14 protein-coding genes and 2 pseudogenes are annotated in these 16,269 nt (G+C 60.4%); 6 read left to right on the forward strand and 10 right to left on the reverse strand.

Annotated features, from left to right (window positions below; translation table 11 throughout):
- Positions 1-8: 8 nt before the first annotated feature.
- Both AB1E37_RS10695 and AB1E37_RS10700 read left to right on the forward strand, forming a co-directional pair.
- On the forward strand, positions 9-1,427 hold the full coding sequence (locus AB1E37_RS10695) for an amidohydrolase family protein (RefSeq protein WP_029602310.1): 1,419 nt from the start codon (positions 9-11) through the stop codon (positions 1,425-1,427).
- 20 nt (positions 1,428-1,447) lie between these two features.
- Entirely contained in the window at positions 1,448-2,437 is a 990-nt protein-coding gene (locus AB1E37_RS10700; protein ID WP_004898677.1) for an isopenicillin N synthase family oxygenase, read from the forward strand.
- Between the two features lie 15 nt (positions 2,438-2,452).
- On the opposite strand, the gene AB1E37_RS10705 is transcribed toward AB1E37_RS10700, so the two are convergent.
- The 3 genes from AB1E37_RS10705 to AB1E37_RS10715 form a co-directional block, all read right to left on the reverse strand.
- The gene (locus AB1E37_RS10705) at positions 2,453-3,235 is read right to left on the reverse strand and encodes a DeoR/GlpR family DNA-binding transcription regulator (protein ID WP_004898673.1); all 783 of its coding nucleotides are present in this window, start codon (positions 3,233-3,235) and stop codon (positions 2,453-2,455) included.
- Between the two features lie 92 nt (positions 3,236-3,327).
- Entirely contained in the window at positions 3,328-4,665 is a 1,338-nt protein-coding gene (locus AB1E37_RS10710; protein WP_004898670.1) for an aspartate aminotransferase family protein, read from the reverse strand.
- Positions 4,655-5,710, reverse strand: coding sequence for a phosphotransferase enzyme family protein (locus AB1E37_RS10715; RefSeq protein WP_223203120.1), 1,056 nt, complete (start codon positions 5,708-5,710; stop codon positions 4,655-4,657). The genes AB1E37_RS10710 and AB1E37_RS10715 overlap by 11 nt, the downstream gene beginning before the upstream one ends.
- A 428-nt stretch (positions 5,711-6,138) precedes the next feature.
- Between AB1E37_RS10715 and AB1E37_RS10720 the strand changes: the two genes are divergently transcribed.
- Positions 6,139-6,909 (forward strand): SDR family oxidoreductase, encoded by a 771-nt coding sequence (locus AB1E37_RS10720; RefSeq protein WP_004898667.1) that lies wholly within the window; start codon positions 6,139-6,141, stop codon positions 6,907-6,909.
- Positions 6,910-6,923: 14 nt separating this feature from the next.
- Positions 6,924-8,450 (forward strand): APC family permease, encoded by a 1,527-nt coding sequence (locus AB1E37_RS10725; RefSeq protein ID WP_004898666.1) that lies wholly within the window; start codon positions 6,924-6,926, stop codon positions 8,448-8,450.
- Positions 8,451-8,511: 61 nt separating this feature from the next.
- Here the strand turns inward: AB1E37_RS10725 and AB1E37_RS10730 are convergent, their stop codons facing one another.
- Positions 8,512-9,429 carry a LysR family transcriptional regulator gene (locus AB1E37_RS10730; protein ID WP_004898663.1) on the reverse strand — a complete coding sequence of 306 codons (918 nt, stop codon included), beginning with the start codon at positions 9,427-9,429 and terminating at the stop codon, positions 8,512-8,514.
- Positions 9,430-9,545: 116 nt separating this feature from the next.
- Between AB1E37_RS10730 and AB1E37_RS10735 the strand changes: the two genes are divergently transcribed.
- Together AB1E37_RS10735 and AB1E37_RS10740 are read left to right on the forward strand one after the other, a co-directional pair.
- Positions 9,546-11,078, forward strand: a complete 1,533-nt coding sequence (locus tag AB1E37_RS10735; protein WP_048332659.1) for an MFS transporter — start codon at positions 9,546-9,548, stop codon at positions 11,076-11,078.
- A gap of 13 nt (positions 11,079-11,091) precedes the next feature.
- Positions 11,092-11,187, forward strand: a pseudogene (locus AB1E37_RS10740) (transcriptional regulator); the annotation flags it as partial.
- Between the two features lie 36 nt (positions 11,188-11,223).
- Here AB1E37_RS10740 and AB1E37_RS10745 read toward each other — a convergent pair.
- The 6 genes and pseudogenes from AB1E37_RS10745 to AB1E37_RS10770 form a co-directional block, all read right to left on the reverse strand.
- A complete protein-coding gene (locus tag AB1E37_RS10745) occupies positions 11,224-11,712 on the reverse strand; it encodes a DinB family protein (protein WP_032436493.1) in 489 nt (162 codons plus the stop codon).
- Positions 11,713-11,829: 117 nt separating this feature from the next.
- Positions 11,830-12,090: pseudogene (locus AB1E37_RS10750) on the reverse strand (anti-virulence regulator CigR family protein); the annotation flags it as partial.
- Positions 12,091-12,376: 286 nt separating this feature from the next.
- Positions 12,377-13,348, reverse strand: coding sequence for an ABC transporter ATP-binding protein (locus AB1E37_RS10755; RefSeq protein ID WP_032436491.1), 972 nt, complete (start codon positions 13,346-13,348; stop codon positions 12,377-12,379).
- Positions 13,345-14,325 (reverse strand): ABC transporter ATP-binding protein, encoded by a 981-nt coding sequence (locus AB1E37_RS10760; protein ID WP_004210098.1) that lies wholly within the window; start codon positions 14,323-14,325, stop codon positions 13,345-13,347. Before AB1E37_RS10760 ends, AB1E37_RS10755 begins: the two co-directional genes overlap by 4 nt.
- Positions 14,322-15,272: an oligopeptide ABC transporter permease gene (opp4C, locus tag AB1E37_RS10765; protein WP_074187645.1), complete on the reverse strand. Its 951-nt coding sequence runs from the start codon at positions 15,270-15,272 to the stop codon at positions 14,322-14,324. Before opp4C ends, AB1E37_RS10760 begins: the two co-directional genes overlap by 4 nt.
- A complete protein-coding gene (locus AB1E37_RS10770) occupies positions 15,269-16,228 on the reverse strand; it encodes an ABC transporter permease (protein ID WP_004175825.1) in 960 nt (319 codons plus the stop codon). Before AB1E37_RS10770 ends, opp4C begins: the two co-directional genes overlap by 4 nt.
- Between the last annotated feature and the right edge of the window lie 41 nt (positions 16,229-16,269).

Genomic DNA, 16,269 nt, shown 5'->3' on the forward strand with positions numbered 1-16,269 from the left:
GCAACGCCATGTCATTAATGATTAAAAATGCCCATGCCATCCTCAGCGGTCTGCCCGGAGAGGCGGCGCGGCTGGCCGGGCCGGATATTCGCATCCGCGACGGCAAGATTGCCGCCATCGGCAGCCTGACGCCGCTGCCGGAAGAGCGACTGATTGATGCCCGCGACTGCGTGATCTATCCGGCGTGGGTGAACACGCACCACCATCTTTTTCAGTCGCTGCTGAAGGGCGAGCCGCAGGGGCTGAACCAGAGCCTGACGGCCTGGCTGAGCGCCACGCCGTACCGCTTTCGCGCGGCTTTCGATGAACATACTTTTCGTCTGGCGGTGCGCATTGGCCTGGTGGAGCTTCTGCGCTCGGGCTGCGCCAGCGTGGCGGATCACAACTACCTGTACTGGCCGGATATGCCTTTCGATACCTCGGAGATTGTCTTCAGCGAAGGGGAAGCGCTGGGGATGCGCATCGTTCTGTGCCGGGGTGGGGCGACCCAGGGCCGGGCGGTGGAGCAGGATCTGCCGGTGGCGCTGCGTCCGGAAACCTTCGACGGCTATATGGCGGATATCGAACGGCTGGTCAGCCGCTATCACGACCCCCGGCCCGATTCTCTGCGCCGGGTGGTGATGGCGCCCACTACCGTCCTGCACTCCGCGCCGGGCGCCCAGCTGCGGGAGATGGCGAAGCTGGCCCGCCAGCTGGGGATCCGGCTGCACAGCCATTTATCGGAAACCGTCGATTATCTTGACGCCGCGCGGCAGAAATTCGCCATGACGCCGGTGCAGTTCTGCGCGGAGCATGACTGGCTGGGAAATGACGTGTGGTTTGCCCATCTGGTGAAGCTGCTGCCGGAGGAGATTGCCCTGCTGGGCCGTACCGGAACCGGCATCGCCCACTGCCCGCAAAGCAACGGCCGGCTGGGCAGCGGCATCGCCGATCTGCTGGCGTTAGAGCAGGCCGGGGTCCCGGTCTCGCTGGGGGTGGACGGCGCCGCCTCGAATGAAGCGGCGGATATGCAAAGCGAAGCCCATGCCGCATGGCTGCTGCAGCGCGCGCGCAAGGGGATGCTGGCGCAGCCGCGCTACGCGGGGGGCACCTTTGAGGGTGGGGCCGATGCGGCCACGGTGGAGGATGTGGTGCGCTGGGGCAGCGCCGGCGGGGCGCAGATCCTCGGCTTAGCGCAGAGCGGCACCCTGCAGGTCGGCATGCAGGCGGACCTCGCCATTTACCGGCTGGACGATCCGCGCTACTTCGGCCTGCACGATATGGCCATTGGGCCGGTGGCCTGCGGTGGGCGCGCCGCGCTGAAGGCGCTACTGCTCAATGGCCGCCCCATCGTGGAAGACGACGCCATTCCCGGTCTTGACCTTGACGCGATGCGTCACGACGCGCTGGCGGCCGTCCGTACCCTCCAACAGCGCGCCGCTGTGTAACTGATAACAGGATAATGACGATGAACGCAACCACCCAGAATCAACGCTACGCCTTACAGGAACTGGAAAAAGAGGCGCTGATGGGCGCCGAGGGCGAAGAGATCTTCGCCCGCGAAGTGCGCTGTATCGACCTGTCGAACTTTGCCGCAAGAAAAAATGACATTGCCGAACAACTGTGGGAGGCGGCGGTGGAGATTGGCTTCTTCCAGGTCAGCCATCACGGTATTCCGCTGGCGGATATCCGCCAGGCGTTCAGCATGACCGAGGCGTTTTTCGACCTGCCCGACGAGGTGAAGCGCCAGTATCCGCTGGCCGGTAACGCCGGCTGGGAAAGCAAAGCGCAGGTTCGGCCGTCGACTCGCACTCCGGATCAAAAAGAGTCGTATCAGATAACCCGGCCTCTGATGGCCGGGCGCTGGCCCAGCGATCGGGAGTTGCCAGCATTCCAGCAGACAATGCTCGGGTTTGAGTCGCAGTGCTGGCAGCTGGGGATGAAGATCCTCTCCTGCTTTGCTTTAAAGCTCGGTTTTCCGGAATCGTTTTTTACCACCGCGCACGATCCGCAGCGTGACACCTATCAGAGCACCTTGCGCATGCTGCATTACTATGCAACCGAGCAGTCGCAGCAGGGGATGTGGCGGGCCGGCGCGCACACCGATTTTGACTGCCTGACGCTGCTGTTCCAGCGCCCCGGCCAGGGCGGCCTGCAGGTTTGTCCCGGTAAAGACCGCGAAAGCCAGCAGTGGACCAGCATTGAGCCGCGCGAGGAGGTGATCACCTGCAATATCGGCGATATGCTGATGCGCTGGAGCGACGACCAGCTGCCGTCTAACTTCCATCGGGTGAGAAATCCGCTGCCCCATGAATATCAGGGGCCGCGCTACAGCCTGGCGTTTTTTTGCCAGGCCAATAAAGATGTCGAGATCCTCGGGCCGCAGAGGAAGTACCCGCCCATCAGCGCCGAGGATTATCTGCAGCAGAGGATCCAGGCCAATTTTGCCAAAGGGTAAACGTACCGGCGCGGGTCACTGCTGTTCAGGAGCGGCATGACCACGCGCCACGACCACCTTTTCCCGGCCGAGTACAGTAGCGAGATGGTCGGGCAGGGGCTGGTCAGTAATTAAACGGCTGATGCCCGACCAGCCCGCGTAGTGGTAGGGATAGGTGAGGTCGAACTTCGAGTGGTCGGCGACGACAATGCTCTTCGCGGCGCGCTGGATCATCGCCCGGTAAACCGTTCCACTGTCGATTAACGCCTCGCTTGGCCCATCGGCGGCGATACCGCTGGCCCCCAGTAACGTATAGTCCGCCGTGAACTGGCTGAGGAACTGAAGCGTCTGCGCACCGGTCATTGCCCCTTCGGTAGCGCAGTACTCCCCGGGAGCGACGATCACCCGGATGGTTGGATTCATCGACAGCACCGTTGCGACGCCGAAGGCGTGGGTGATGACCGTGATATCCCGCAGCTCGCTGGCCATCCGGCGGGCAACATGTACCGTGGTGGCGCCGGAGCCGATCATGAATATTTTGCCCTCGCGCATACAATGGACGGCATCCCGGGCGATGCGCTCGCGCTCTTCGGTAAACAGCTGGTGGCGCTCCGTGACCGTCGGTTCACTGTTCATGGCCCGCACCGCACCGCCGTAAGTTCGGTTCAGTACGCCCCGGCGGGTAAGTTCGTCGAGATCGCGACGGATGGTTTCGGTAGAGACACCGTGGGTGCGCGCCATATCCCCAATCCGCAGGGTCGGGGTCTCAGCCAGTTCGCGCAGGATCTGTTGCTGACGGTCTTCTTTTCTCTTCGACATGAACGCTGGTTACTCTCCCTGAAGTCGCTGATGCCGTTAATATACCTGCACGCCGAGGGCAAACAAACTGGATGTTTGCCCTGTCGGTTAGACTATCCGTTCAGGCGGCCCATGACTTTCGCCAGCCGCTCGAGGAAGAAATCTGCATCATCGCGACTGAAGCACAGCGGCGGACGGATCTTCAGGCTGTTGCCAAAGCGACCGGCCGCGCCAATCAGCACGCCCTCAAGCTTCAGGTGATAGATAACGCGACTCGTCAGCTGCGGATCCGGCTCTCCGCTGTCTGGCCGGGCAAACTCGATGGCGTTGAACAGTCCGGCGCCGCGAATGTCGGCGATGGCCGGGAAATCCTGGGCCAGCTGGCGCAGTCCGGCACGCAGATAGTCCCCGTTGCGCTGGGCGTTGTTCATCAGGGCCTCCTGTTCAATCACCTCCAGTACCGCGAGGCCCACGGCGGCAGCCACCGGGTTACCGCCAAAGGTGTTGAAGTACTCGGTCTTTTCGCTGAACGCCTGCAGAATAGCCGGACGCGTGATCACCGCGGCCATGGGAAAACCGTTCCCCATTGGCTTGCCGAGCGTGACGATATCCGGTTGCACACTGTGACGATGGAAGCCCCAGAAATGAGAGCCTGTCCGACCAAAGCCCGGCTGGACTTCATCGGCGATAAACAGTCCGCCCCGGGCCTGTACGCGGGCTACCGCCTGAGCCAGAAATCCCGGCGGATCGGCGAAAACGCCGTCGCTGGAAAAAATGGTATCCACCAGTAGCGCCGCGCAGCCGTAGCCCCGCTCATCCAGCTCGTCCATGGCGCGCTCAACGTCGGCGGCGAAGAGGTCAGACAGCGTCTGGCCCGCTGACAGCCTGCGCAGGTCAGGGGCGGGAATGGTATGCACCCACGGGGGCAGGAGGGCCTCTTTGTGCCCGGAGGGAGAGACCTCCATCACCGCCGTTGTATTGCCGTGATAGGCACTCTCGGTGACGATGATCCCCTGCCGACCACTGATAAAGCGGGCCATCCGCAGGGCGATGTCGTTGCTCTCGCTGCCGGTGCAGGTAAATATCACATTCGACAGCCCGGCGGGGAACGTCGCCAGCAGGCTGTCCGCGTACTGCTCCAGTACCGGGAACAGATAGCGGGTGTTGGTGTTCAGTAACCCGGCCTGGCGCACCATCGCCTGGGTAATATGCGGATGACAATGCCCCACGCCCGGCACGTTGTTATACATATCCAGATAACGGTTGCCGGCGGAGTCCTCCATCCAGGCTCCGGAGGCCGACGCCATGACGATCGGTTGTGGATAAAACAGCACCGAACCGGTCCCCTGGGTGGCGTGGCGACGGGCAATTTGTCGGCTCAGGTTTTCGTCGGCCACGCCGGTCAGCGCGTCAAAACGGTTCAGTTGAAGAATGGGGGTTTTATTGTTCATCAGCAGGTTCCTTGCAGTTAACGGTAGCGCTAAGCGGTGACGCCTGGAGGAGAAACGCCTGGGCCAGGCGTACGGTGATGGCGCCCCATTGCGGGCTGTAGCGACGGGCGGTGGCTGTCTCACTATGGCTGGCCAGCCAGGCCGTCAGCTGTAAGCGGCGCAGCATCACCAGCACCGGAAGCATCACTTCGTCCTGCTGACTGAAGGGACGGACGCTACGGTAGCCCGCAAGCCACGCAGCGCGGTAGTCCGCAAGGGCCGGGTCGTCTTCAATAAAACTGACGGCGGTGGCAAAATCCCAGCCAAACCAGCAGATGCCGCAGTCGTCAAAATCAATCACCGTCAGCGAATTCTCATTCACCAGCAGGTTGGCCAGCCGCATGTCGCAGTGCACCAGCCCATAGCGGTCGGCGCCCTGTCCGTACGCTTCCAGTCTTGCGACCACTGTGGCCTCCACCGCCTCCAGCAGCGTAATATCGTCGGCGCTCAGTTGCGTCATCTTCCGCCAGTCGCCCCACCAGGCATGACGTCCGATAATCGTCTCGGTGTTCCACACCTTGCGATGAAAACCCTCGGGTTTTACCCAGCCTTCGCTGTGCCTGTGCAGTTCTCCCGCAACCCGTCCCAGGGCATGGTACCAGCCGGTGAGATGGCTACCGGTATCAGGTTCGCTGCCCGCAACAAAGGTGAATCCCACGACGTGGGTGACCGTTTCGCCGTCGATGAGGCTGGCGATACAGGTCCCATCATCCAGTACAAGCGGTACGGCGATGTTGATATCTCCCCGGGCATGCAGGGCGTTTAGCCACATCAGCTCAGAATGGATCTCCACCGCTGAGCTGTAGTTTGGGCGATGCACTCGCAGCACGATCTTTCTCTGCGTCATCTTATCGCTGACCAGAAACGTGGCATTTTCTGAAACCGTCAGCAGGCCAATCTCTGCGCCTTCGCTGAGGCCCCAGCGGGGCAGGAGCGGCCGCAGCTTCAGGGTAAGTGTTGTTAAATACTCGTCGTTAAACATGCTGTCCTCAATTTGAAATGACACGCTTAACACATTTTTATGTTGTGGTTGCGGGATTTGCAAGATGTGTGAGGTTTTTTTTGTTTTCTGTTGCGCTTTAATTATGCTTTTTGTTTATTAATTATTTTATTAACAGCAAGTTAGTGTGATTTAGTTGGCTGGATTCAGCCGGTTGCACCATAACGGAACGTATAATGTGTGTTTTTCTCATTCAGGCGTAATCAAAGCGTGAAGTTTGTTATTAATTCATTGATATATATAGATAAATTAATCTGTCTATTGCACCAGTCTTGTGCCCAATCATAGCGCATTATTTTTATGCTGAAATCTCACTTTAAAATGTTGAACATTCAACATTTACGTGATTATTCTTTTCCTGCCAGCGACGGAGATCGCTGCACGGCCAGGCCAAACGGATGGGATCGCAGAACTTTCACAGACGGGGAAAAATGATGTCAGATTTTATGAACAAACATGTGCTGGTGACCGGCGGGAGTAGTGGGATCGGTCTTGGCATTGCACTCGGCTTTGCCCGCGCCGGGGCGAAGGTGACCATTACCGCCCGCACACCATCGCGTATCGATAGCGCGATCGGCCAGGCGGCGGAGCAGGGATTAACGCTACGCGGTCTGACCTGCAACGTCAGTCATGCCGAAGAGGTAAAAGCCTGTGTGGCAGAAGCCGCACAGCAGTGGGGTGGTCTGGATATTGTCTGCTGCAACGCGGGGATTTTTCCTTCGGCGCCGCTGGCAGACATGAGCGAACAGCAGTGGGATGAGGTGCAGGCGATCAACAGTAAAGGGACTTTTTTAACTGTCCAGGCGGCGCTGCCATGGCTGAAACGGGCAGAGTATGGTCGCATCATCCTCACCTCTTCGATTACCGGGCCGGTAACGGGCTATCCGGGCTGGGCTCACTATGCCGCCAGCAAAGCGGCCCAGCTGGGTTTTATGCGTAGCGCGGCGTTGGAACTGGCCGGCGACAACATTACCGTCAATGCCGTCCTGCCGGGGAATATCGTCACGGAAGGGCTGAGGGATATGGGCGAGGACTATATCGCCGGGATGGCCAGCGCCGTGCCGCTCAAACGCCTCGGAACGGTGGAAGATATTGCTGCGGCAGCGCTGTTCTTCGCCTCCCGTCAGGCTGGCTACATCACCGGCCAGTCGCTAATTGTTGACGGTGGGCAGATCCTGCCTGAATCCGCCGCGTGCCTGAACTGAACGGAGCGTTCATCATGAGCAATGAAATTCTTGCCAATCCCGCGCCAGCGGCGGAAAAACATGTTGTGCAGCGGCTGCGGCCAAATGCGGTAGGCCTTGGCGGGGTGCTGTTTATGACTATCGCCACGGCAGCGCCGATCACTGCGATGCTGGGCAATGTGCCGATCGCGGTGGGTAGTGGTAATGGTCAGTTTGCGCCCGCGGGGTTTATGGTCGCCACCCTTATCCTTGCCCTGTTTGCCATCGGCTATGCGCAGATGGCCAGGTTTATTACCGCTACCGGCGCATTTTATGGCTTTATTTCACACGGCCTTGGGCGGATCGTTGGCATGGCGTCAGGAGTGACGGTGACCATGACCTACATTGTCTTTGAGGCTGCGCTGGTCGGGATCTTCGCCTTTTTCTGTGAGGATTTAATCAATACGGTCTTCAGCGTACATATCCCCTGGCTCATCTTAGCCTTCGCCATGCTAATGACTACCGGAGTGCTGAGCTATTTCGATATTTCGCTCACTTCCCGGGTGCTCGGCCTGTGCCTGGTACTGGAAATATTGATCCTCACCGCCGTCGCGGTGGCGGTGCTGATCCATGGCGGAGGGCCACAGGGTTTTGTCCCCGAGTCGATCAACCCGCTGAACGCCTTTACCCCGGCGAAAGGGGTGGTCGGCGCCAGTGCCGGAATTGGATTATTCTTCGCCTTCTGGTCATGGGTGGGCTTTGAGTCATCGGCAATGTACGGTGAAGAGTCGAAGAACCCGAAAAAGATCATTCCCCTGGCTACCCTGCTGGGCGTGATTGGTATCGGCGTGTTCTACGTGTTCATTTCGTGGATGGCGATTGCCGGAACGGGACCGGAGCAGGCTATTGCCCTTGCGCAGGATCCTAACCGCGCAGGAGAGATTTTCTACGGTCCGGCTCGCCAGTATCTGGGGGAGTGGGCGGTCGGGGTGTTTAAGCTGCTGGTGATCACTGGCTCTTTTGCCTGCGGGATGGCGTTTCATAACTGCGCGGCGCGCTATCTCTACGCGCTCGGGCGGGAAAATCTGTTTCCGTTTGCCGGGCGCACGTTGGGTCGTTCACACTCGCGCCACGGCTCCCCCCATGTTGCCTCTACGGTGCAGACCGTTATCGCCACGCTGATTGTGTTGCTATTCTTTATCACCGGTAAAGATCCTTACGCGGATATTTACACCCTGCTGGCGCTGTTGGGTACGATGGGCATTATGATTGTCCAGGCGCTTTGCGCCTTTGCGGTGATCGTTTACTTCCACGGCAATAAAGAAAATATTGGCAAAGGACACTGGTTTAAAACAGGCGTTGCGCCGTTGCTTGGGGGGATGGGGATGATCTATATCGTCTACCTGTTATTCAAAAATATGGCGTTTGCCGCGGGCGCTGCCGCCAGCTCCTCCTTTTATCATGCCATTCCGTGGATCGTGTTGGCCTGCTTCTGCTTTGGCGCCGCCATCGCGGTCTGGTTTTACCTCTTTGATGCGCAAAAGTACCGGGTTATAGGACGCATTGTACTGACGGATGATTGATGATGCGCACCTGCCGCCGGCTTTCGCTGGCCGGGCGGCAGGATATCCGGCGCAGGGCTTTTCAGAGGGAAGGGGGCGCCGATGCTGGTGACAAAGGTACCTCTGCCGCAGCCATAAAATCGATAAAACAGCGTATTCTCGGTGACAGGTAGCGGCTGGCGGGCCACAGGACCGAGAAATGCCCATCCTTGACGCAACAGCCGGGCAACACCTCCTGCAGTTGTCCCTCATCCATTGCCTCGCGCACGACAAAATCAGGCACATAAGCGATGCCCATCCCCGCCGCGCTTAAGCGAATGGCGGCCTCAATGTTATTGACCGTCATCACGGCAGCGGCCCTGAAATCTCCCGTCAGTCGCATACCGCGCAGTTCCCAGGGCTGGATCAGCCCCGTCGCGGGGAAGCGGAAAAAAATGCACTTGTGTGCCGCCAATTCCGCTGGTGAGCCGGGAACGCCGTATTCCGCCAGATAGGTCGGACTGGCGCAGAGCACAAAACGAAAACCTCCCAGCGTTCTGGCGATCAAGCGGGAGTCCGCTAATTCACCGCTGCGGATAGCGACATCAACTCCCTCATCGATCAGATTGACCAGCCGGTCGCTAAAGTCGAGATCCAGTTCAACCTGCGGATAAAGACGGCTAAAGGCGGTGAGGGCGGGGAGCAACAGGCGGTAGCCAATGACGGGCAGTGAAATCCTCAGTTTGCCGGTGGGCTGTGAGAGACTGCTGGTCAGCTCTGACTCGGCCTCCTGGATCTGCTCCAGGATACTCTGACAGCGGGTCAGAAATGCGGCCCCCTCCGCCGTCAGGCTGACGTTTCTGGTGCTGCGGTTGAACAGCCGGATCCCCAGTTTATGCTCAAGCCGGGCGACATTCTTACCCACCGCCGAGGCAGATATGCCCAGCAGCCTGGCGGCCTGAACAAAGCTTAGCGTTTCGGCGGTGCGGACAAAGGACGTCAGCGAGGTGAGGCTGTCCATCGATTATAAACCTTATGTCTCTTAAGAAGATATTTTCAGTCTATTTATCGGCATTAACATCCGCAATAGGATGGCGACAGTTTATTTATTCCTTGCCGACTGATGAGGGCCGCCCGATGTTACTCACCGCCAGAACACCTTCCCGATACGCCAGCGCCCTGGCCGCGCTTTCTGTCTTTATGGCGGCCTTGCTGCTGCCGTTAAGTTTTACCGGCGGCGTCATGACCACCCCCGCGATACAGCAGTCGCTGGGCGGCTCTCCCGCTGCGCTGTCGTGGCTGACCAATGGCTTTATGCTGACTTTCGGCAGCTTTTTGCTGGCCGCAGGGGTGACGGCGGATGCCATCGACAGAAAACGTATTTTTATCGCCGGCGCCGCGCTGTTTTGCCTGAGCAGCCTGCTGTTTTGTCTGACGCACAATCTCTTCCTGTCAGGCGTGTTGAGGGCGCTGCAGGGCCTGGCCGCGGCGATGATTTTAGCCAGCGGCAGCGCGGCGCTGGCCCAGCTGTATGATGGCGCCCAGCGGACCAGGGCATTCAGCATCCTCGGCACGGTGTTCGGCGCCGGCCTGGCGTTCGGTCCGCTGCTGATCGGCTTCATGACCGACGCGGTGGGTTGGCGCGGCGTATACGCCCTGTTTGCGCTGCTCTCGGCAGGGGTTCTGCTTATAGGCCTGGTATCTCTGCCTGCGACAGAAAAAAGCGAGCCGCGGACACCCGACAACCTGGGCTTAACCCTGTTTACGCTGGCCCTGATGCTGTTTACTGCATCGCTTATGGTCATTCCGGCCCGCGGTTTTTTATCCCTGACCACGCTGGCCTTGCTCATCGCGTCGGGGGGGCTGTTCGTGGCGTTTGTCGTACGCTGCCGGAGGGTGAACAACCCGGTGCTGGAACTCTCCCTGCTGCGTCATCCGCGTTTTGTCGGCGTACTGTTGTTGCCTGTCGCCACCTGCTGTTGCTACGTGGTCCTGCTGATTATTGTTCCACTGCATTTTATGGGCGGAGAGGGGATGAGTGAGTCGCAGAGCGCACTGTATCTGATGGCGCTGACCACGCCGATGCTGGTTTTCCCATCCGTTGCGGCCCTGCTCACCCGCTGGTTTTCACCGGGGCAGGTGTCCACGGCGGGACTGATGATGGCCTCCGCCGGGTTGCTGTTGCTGGGCGATGCTTTTCACCGTAACCACCTCCCGCAGCTGGTGCTGGCGCTGATCCTCTGTGGGGCGGGGGCGGCGCTTCCCTGGGGACTGATGGATGGCCTGGCGATATCCGCTGTGCCGGTCGCCAAAGCCGGTATGGCGGCAGGCCTGTTCAACACCGTACGCGTTGCCGGCGAGGGGATCGCCCTGGCGGTCGTCTCCGCGGTATTAACGGCAAGCAATACCCTGACCCTGCAGAGTCGCGTTCACGGGTATGCCCCCGAGGTGATTCACCGCGCCGCAGGCTGGCTGGGGGCCGGCAATATGCCGCAGGCGGCTGCGCTTTTGCCTGATTTTTCCCTCCGGGTGCTGCGCGAGAGCTATGACTCTGCTTATACGCTACTGTTTAGCGGGCTGGCGGTCGTCACCCTGCTGTGCGCCCTGATGATCTGGCTGACGCTATGCCGGAAGGGGGGCGCTATCCAAACCCGCGACAGTGGATCCTGAACCCCCTTGATAGCCTTACATCTGGGCGTATCTATCGCCACGATCGGAACCCACCTTAGCGCCCTGTACCAGAAAACCCCTACTCGACATCAGGCAGAGCTCCTGCTGATTCTCCGCGTAATCGACGGCGAATGGTTTCGCTCGGTCAGGAATGATGGTCGCGCAGGAAAACGGTCAGCACCTCTTTCGGCGGCACGCCGCCGCATTCGCCAATCATCCAGCCCACCGCGCCGCGGTGATAGGCGCCGTGAAAGAGCATGTGGTTCAGCATCTCCATCGCGGTCATATTGCCGTCGCCGCCGTCGACAAATTTGAAGGCGATACGTTCGTGGAAATCGGCGGGGGTCATGGCGCTGACGTACTGAATGTATTTGTCCGTACAGGCGGTCATGGCCGTTTCCAGCTCATCAACGGTTGGCGTCTCAGGGGTATTCAGCGCGGTGTAGCCGTGCGGCCTGCCGCGCAGGTTCGCCCGGAAAATCATATCAACGACATGGATATGGTTCATCAGCCTGATGGTCAGGTGACGCTTTTCGCCATGTACCGTTCCGTCAATCGCGCGGATCGCCTGTAAGGTGGCAAAGTCAATCCAGCGCTTGTATTTCAACAGCGTTACTACTGTGTCTTTGTCCATAGTCGGTCCCGGGTTGGTTGAACCGTTATCATACTGGTTATGCCGGTGAACCGTCACTCACCGGCATCAGGCACAAAAAAGCCTCGCCGAGGCGAGGCTTTTCAATAAGCAGGTGATTTAGTCAAATACACCGTTAATCACGGCGGTGACGATCGCGGTGCTCAGGGCCACCAGCACCAGATCATCGCCGACCGCCCGCCATTCATAGCCCGGATAATAGGGCAGGTCGTTAATCATAGAAGCTGGCAGGGTCTTTTTGGCGATCCCCGGAGGGAGCGGTTTGCCGCGGGCGACATTTTTGGCGATACCCGGCGGCAGCGCCTGATAGCCGACCAGACCGTAGTTCACGGCAAGGGAGCGCGCCCGTGAGAAGCTAATTTTTTTGCCCTTATTTAATTAGCGGCGGGAAAAGGGTAGCGGGACGCGGACGAGCAATTCCATTGCTGCGTTTTGACAGACGGGCGACCGCGCCCCGCTAAATATCTTGCCGGGAGGATCGCTCCCGGGCGTGGAGAAAAAATGCCCGAAGCCATTGGGCAAAAGAGTACAAAGATGTTCCGCTTCATTTATCGCGCGTCTCACAAGACGGGGCGGATAGTAAATCCTGGCGCTGCCGCGCACAATCGGTCGGTTGTTTAGAAATAAATAACCCCATCGACCGCGCTCAGGATGCGACCCAATGGCAGGCGACCCGATGGCCCGGGGCCACCTCGCGCAGCGCCGGAGACTCTCTGCGGCAACGTTCGCTGGCCAGCGGGCAGCGGGATGAAAAGCGGCAGCCGGCGGGGGGATTGGCCGGATCCGGGATCTCGCCTTGCACCAGCGCCTGCGGTTCGCTGTGCGGGTCGAGGGTCGGCACCGCAGCCATCAGGGCGCGGGTGTAGGGATGGAGGGGGCGGCTGAACAGCGCATCGCGGCTGGCGCTTTCCACCAGTTGCCCGAGATACATCACCGCCACATCGTCACATAAATGCTCCACCACCCCGAGGTCGTGGGAGATAAACAGGAACGTGACGCCGCGCTCGTCGCGCAGGTCGGAAAACAAATTGATGATCTGCGCCTGAATCGACACATCAAGGGCCGAGATGGGCTCATCGGCGACGATAAAATCCGGATTGAGGATCAGCGCCCGGGCAATACCGATCCGCTGGCGCTGGCCGCCGGAGAACTGATGCGGGAAGCGGGCATAGTGTTCCGGCGCCAGGCCACAGATCTTCATCACGGCGATCACCCGGTCATACAGCTCATCGCGGGTGCACAGCTTGTGCTGCAGCATGGCTTCGCCAATCGCGTCGCCAATACGCAGCCGCGGGTTCAGCGAGCTATAGGGGTCCTGAAACACCAGCTGCATTCTGGGCCGGATGGCGCGCAGGGCAGGCGCGGTCAGGTCGGCCAGCTCCTGACCGTGAAATTTCACGCTGCCGGCGCTCTTCTCGTACAGGCCAAGCAGGGTCCGGCCGACGGTGGTTTTACCGCTGCCGGACTCGCCCACCAGGCCAAAAATGGTGCCCGGACGGATATTAAAGCTGACGCCGTCCACCGCGCGAAGCTCGCCGGTCTGCTGACCAAACAGGCCGTCGCGCAGCGGAAAATATTTTTTCAATCCATCCACTTCAATGACATAGCGTTCGCTCATGCTGTCACCTCCGCAAATTCGCTATAAAAGCAGGCAGCACGTTGGCGGTCGCCGAGCAGCGGCGGAATCGCCTCCCGGCAGCGCGCCGTCGCCCGCTCGCAGCGCCCGGCAAAGGCGCAGCCCGCCGGCAGGGCGGCCAGATCCGGCACCTGGCCGGGAATTGAGTACAGCCGCCGACGCCGCTCACCGGGCACCGGTCGGGAGGCGATCAGCCCCCGCGTGTAGGGATGCTGAGGATGCCGTAGCACTTCCGCGGTGGCGCCTTGTTCCACAATTCGTCCGGCATACATCACCACCACCTGCTCGGCCATCTGCGCGATCACCCCCAGGTCGTGGGTAATCAGCATCATCGCCATCTGGCTGGCCCGGGCCCGATCCCGCAGCAAGCGTAGGATCTGCGCCTGCACGGTCACGTCGAGCGCGGTGGTGGGTTCGTCGGCGATCAGCAGTTTGGGCCGACAGCTCAGCGCCATGGCGATCATCACCCGCTGCAGCATGCCGCCGGAAAGCTGGTGAGGATAGCGGGTCATCAGGCTGTCCCCGCGCGCCAGGCCGACCTCGCTTAACAGCTGGATGGCCTGATGCCAGGCGGCTTTCGGCGTGGCGCCGAGGTGGCGGATCGGCGGTTCGCATAGCTGCTCCCCGATGGTCAACACCGGGTTGAGGGCCGACATCGGTTCCTGAAAAATCATTGCCAGCTGGTGACCGCGCAGATCGGCCATCTGTCTGGCTTTCAGCCGCAGCAGATCGCGGTCCGCGAAGCGGATCTCGCCGCCGTCGATGCGCGCCGTCTGCGGCGGCAGGAGGCCCATCAGCGCCATGGCGGTGACGCTTTTGCCGCAGCCGGATTCACCCACCACGCCAACGGTTTGCCCGGCCTGAATGGTGAAAGAAACCTCCTGCACCGCGCGCACGCGAGAGCGTTCGCCGGCGAAAGAGACGGAAAGATGATCAAAGGAGACTAACGGCGTGGTCATTTCAGCCTCGGTTTCATATTGGGATCCATGGCATCGCGCAGGCCATCGCCCAGCACGTTGATGGCGATCACGGTGATAAAGATGGCGATGCCCGGCGGCATCCACAGCCAGGGGCGACGCTGGAAATCGATCAGACTGTTAGCGGCATCCATCATATTGCCCCACGACGGCGTCGGCGGCACCACGCCGAGGCCGAGATAGCTCAGCGCGGATTCACTGAGAATGGCGTTGGCGACGGCCATGGTCGCCATCACCACCAGAATCGGAATGGTATTCGGCAGCAGGTGGCCAAACAGCCGTCGACGCGCCGACAGGCCCAGCACCTTGGTGGCCAGCATAAAATCGCGTTCGCGCAGGGAGAGACATTGCCCGCGCACCAGCCGCGCCAGTCGGGGCCACTCCAGCAGGCTGAGCATCACCACCACCATATAAATGCGCGAGTCCGGCGAAAAATCGAGCTCGGAAAGCATCGCCCCGGCGACGATCAATAGCGGTAACCCAGGGATAGTCATCACCAGGTCGGCCACGCGCATGATCAGTTTGTCGGTTAATCCGCCGACGTAACCCGAGAGGGCGCCGAGCAGGTAGCCGAGGCACACCGACATCACCATGGTCAGCAGGCCGATAACCAGCGAGATGCGCCCGGCCAGCAGCAGGCGGGTGTAGACATCACGACCGAGGAAATCGGTCCCCAGCCAGTGTTCCGCCCCGGGCGGCTGGTTGATGCTCAGGGCGTCGGTGGCATCATCTCTCCACGGCGACCAGACGGGCCCCAGCACGCACCACACCGCCATCACCGCCAGCAGGAGCAGGCAGAACATGGCCAGCCGGTTACGGCGCAGCTGTCGCCACCCCTGGCGCCAGGGAGAGGGGGTAATGTGCGCCAGCGCCGGGATAGCCGCCTGCCGCTGGCGGCGACGGGAAGCTAAGTAAGACAGGATCATCATGACCTCACCCGAATACGCGGATCGGCCCAGGCGTACAGCACGTCGGCGAGCAGATTCCCGACGATCGTCAGCACCGCCAGAAACAGGGTAAACCCCATCAGTACCGGATAGTCGCGGGCGGCCAGCGAGTCGATATGAATGTGGCCCGCCCCCGGCCAGTTGAATACCTTTTCGGTAATGATCGCCCCGGAGAACAGCCCCGGCAGCTCGAAGCCCAGCAGGGTGATAATCGGCAGCAGGGCGTTGCGCAGGGCATGTTTGAGGATCACCGTGCGCTCCTGCAACCCCTTGGCACGGGCGGTACGGATAAAATCCATTTTCACCACGTCGAGCATACTGGCGCGCACATAGCGCGTCAGGCTGCCCGCCTGCAGCATCACCAGCGCCAGCACCGGCAGCGCCAGGTGGGCAGCCACCTGCAGCACATACTGCCAGCCGCTCTCGTCGCTGCCGGTATTGGTCATCCCGCCTACCGGCAGCCAGTGGAGATCGACGGCGAACCATTTAATCAGCAGCAGGCAGAGGAAAAAGGTGGGGAACGACATGGCGGCAAACACCGCGACGCTCACCAGATGATCAAACCAGGAGCCGGGTCGCAGGGCAGAAACCACGCCGACCGCCAGGCCGATGCCCCAGTAAAAGACCAGCGCGACGCTGGCCAGCAGAAAAGAGTTCCAGATGTACTGGTTGAGCAACTGGCTGACCGGGATCTGATACTGCAGCGAAAAGCCTAAATCACCGCGCAGCAACTGTCCCAGCCAGTGGAGGTAGCGGGTCAACAGCGGCTGGTCGAGGCCGTAGATCGCCTTCAGCTCCGCGGCGCGGGCGGCGGTCAGGGTGATATTGCCATCGATAAAGTCGCCGGGGGTTTTGGCAAACAGCAAAAAAATAATGAAGGAGGCCAGCAGCAGCATCGGCAGCGTTTGCAGCAGGCGCCTCAGGATGAAATTTCTCATGACGGTCTCACATTAGCCGCCGGTTAACCCGGCGGCCAGGG

The sequence above is a fragment of the Klebsiella sp. Shm-1 genome, from assembly GCF_040804525.1.
GTDB classification, from domain to species: Bacteria; Pseudomonadota; Gammaproteobacteria; order Enterobacterales; family Enterobacteriaceae; genus Klebsiella; species Klebsiella pneumoniae.

What these genes read in the sequence shown, in the direction of transcription:
- AB1E37_RS10755 (WP_032436491.1), bottom strand. Translation starts at nt 13,348, where the DNA reads ATGAGCGAACGCTATGTCATTGAAGTGGATGGATTGAAAAAATATTTT.
- opp4C (WP_074187645.1), bottom strand. Translation starts at nt 15,272, where the DNA reads ATGATGATCCTGTCTTACTTAGCTTCCCGTCGCCGCCAGCGGCAGGCG.
- AB1E37_RS10705 (WP_004898673.1), bottom strand. Translation starts at nt 3,235, where the DNA reads ATGTCGAAGAGAAAAGAAGACCGTCAGCAACAGATCCTGCGCGAACTG.
- AB1E37_RS10745 (WP_032436493.1), bottom strand. Translation starts at nt 11,712, where the DNA reads ATGGACAAAGACACAGTAGTAACGCTGTTGAAATACAAGCGCTGGATT.
- AB1E37_RS10760 (WP_004210098.1), bottom strand. Translation starts at nt 14,325, where the DNA reads ATGACCACGCCGTTAGTCTCCTTTGATCATCTTTCCGTCTCTTTCGCC.
- AB1E37_RS10730 (WP_004898663.1), bottom strand. Translation starts at nt 9,429, where the DNA reads ATGGACAGCCTCACCTCGCTGACGTCCTTTGTCCGCACCGCCGAAACG.
- AB1E37_RS10770 (WP_004175825.1), bottom strand. Translation starts at nt 16,228, where the DNA reads ATGAGAAATTTCATCCTGAGGCGCCTGCTGCAAACGCTGCCGATGCTG.
- AB1E37_RS10725 (WP_004898666.1), top strand. Translation starts at nt 6,924, where the DNA reads ATGAGCAATGAAATTCTTGCCAATCCCGCGCCAGCGGCGGAAAAACAT.
- AB1E37_RS10735 (WP_048332659.1), top strand. Translation starts at nt 9,546, where the DNA reads ATGTTACTCACCGCCAGAACACCTTCCCGATACGCCAGCGCCCTGGCC.
- AB1E37_RS10720 (WP_004898667.1), top strand. Translation starts at nt 6,139, where the DNA reads ATGTCAGATTTTATGAACAAACATGTGCTGGTGACCGGCGGGAGTAGT.
- AB1E37_RS10695 (WP_029602310.1), top strand. Translation starts at nt 9, where the DNA reads ATGTCATTAATGATTAAAAATGCCCATGCCATCCTCAGCGGTCTGCCC.
- AB1E37_RS10710 (WP_004898670.1), bottom strand. Translation starts at nt 4,665, where the DNA reads ATGAACAATAAAACCCCCATTCTTCAACTGAACCGTTTTGACGCGCTG.
- AB1E37_RS10700 (WP_004898677.1), top strand. Translation starts at nt 1,448, where the DNA reads ATGAACGCAACCACCCAGAATCAACGCTACGCCTTACAGGAACTGGAA.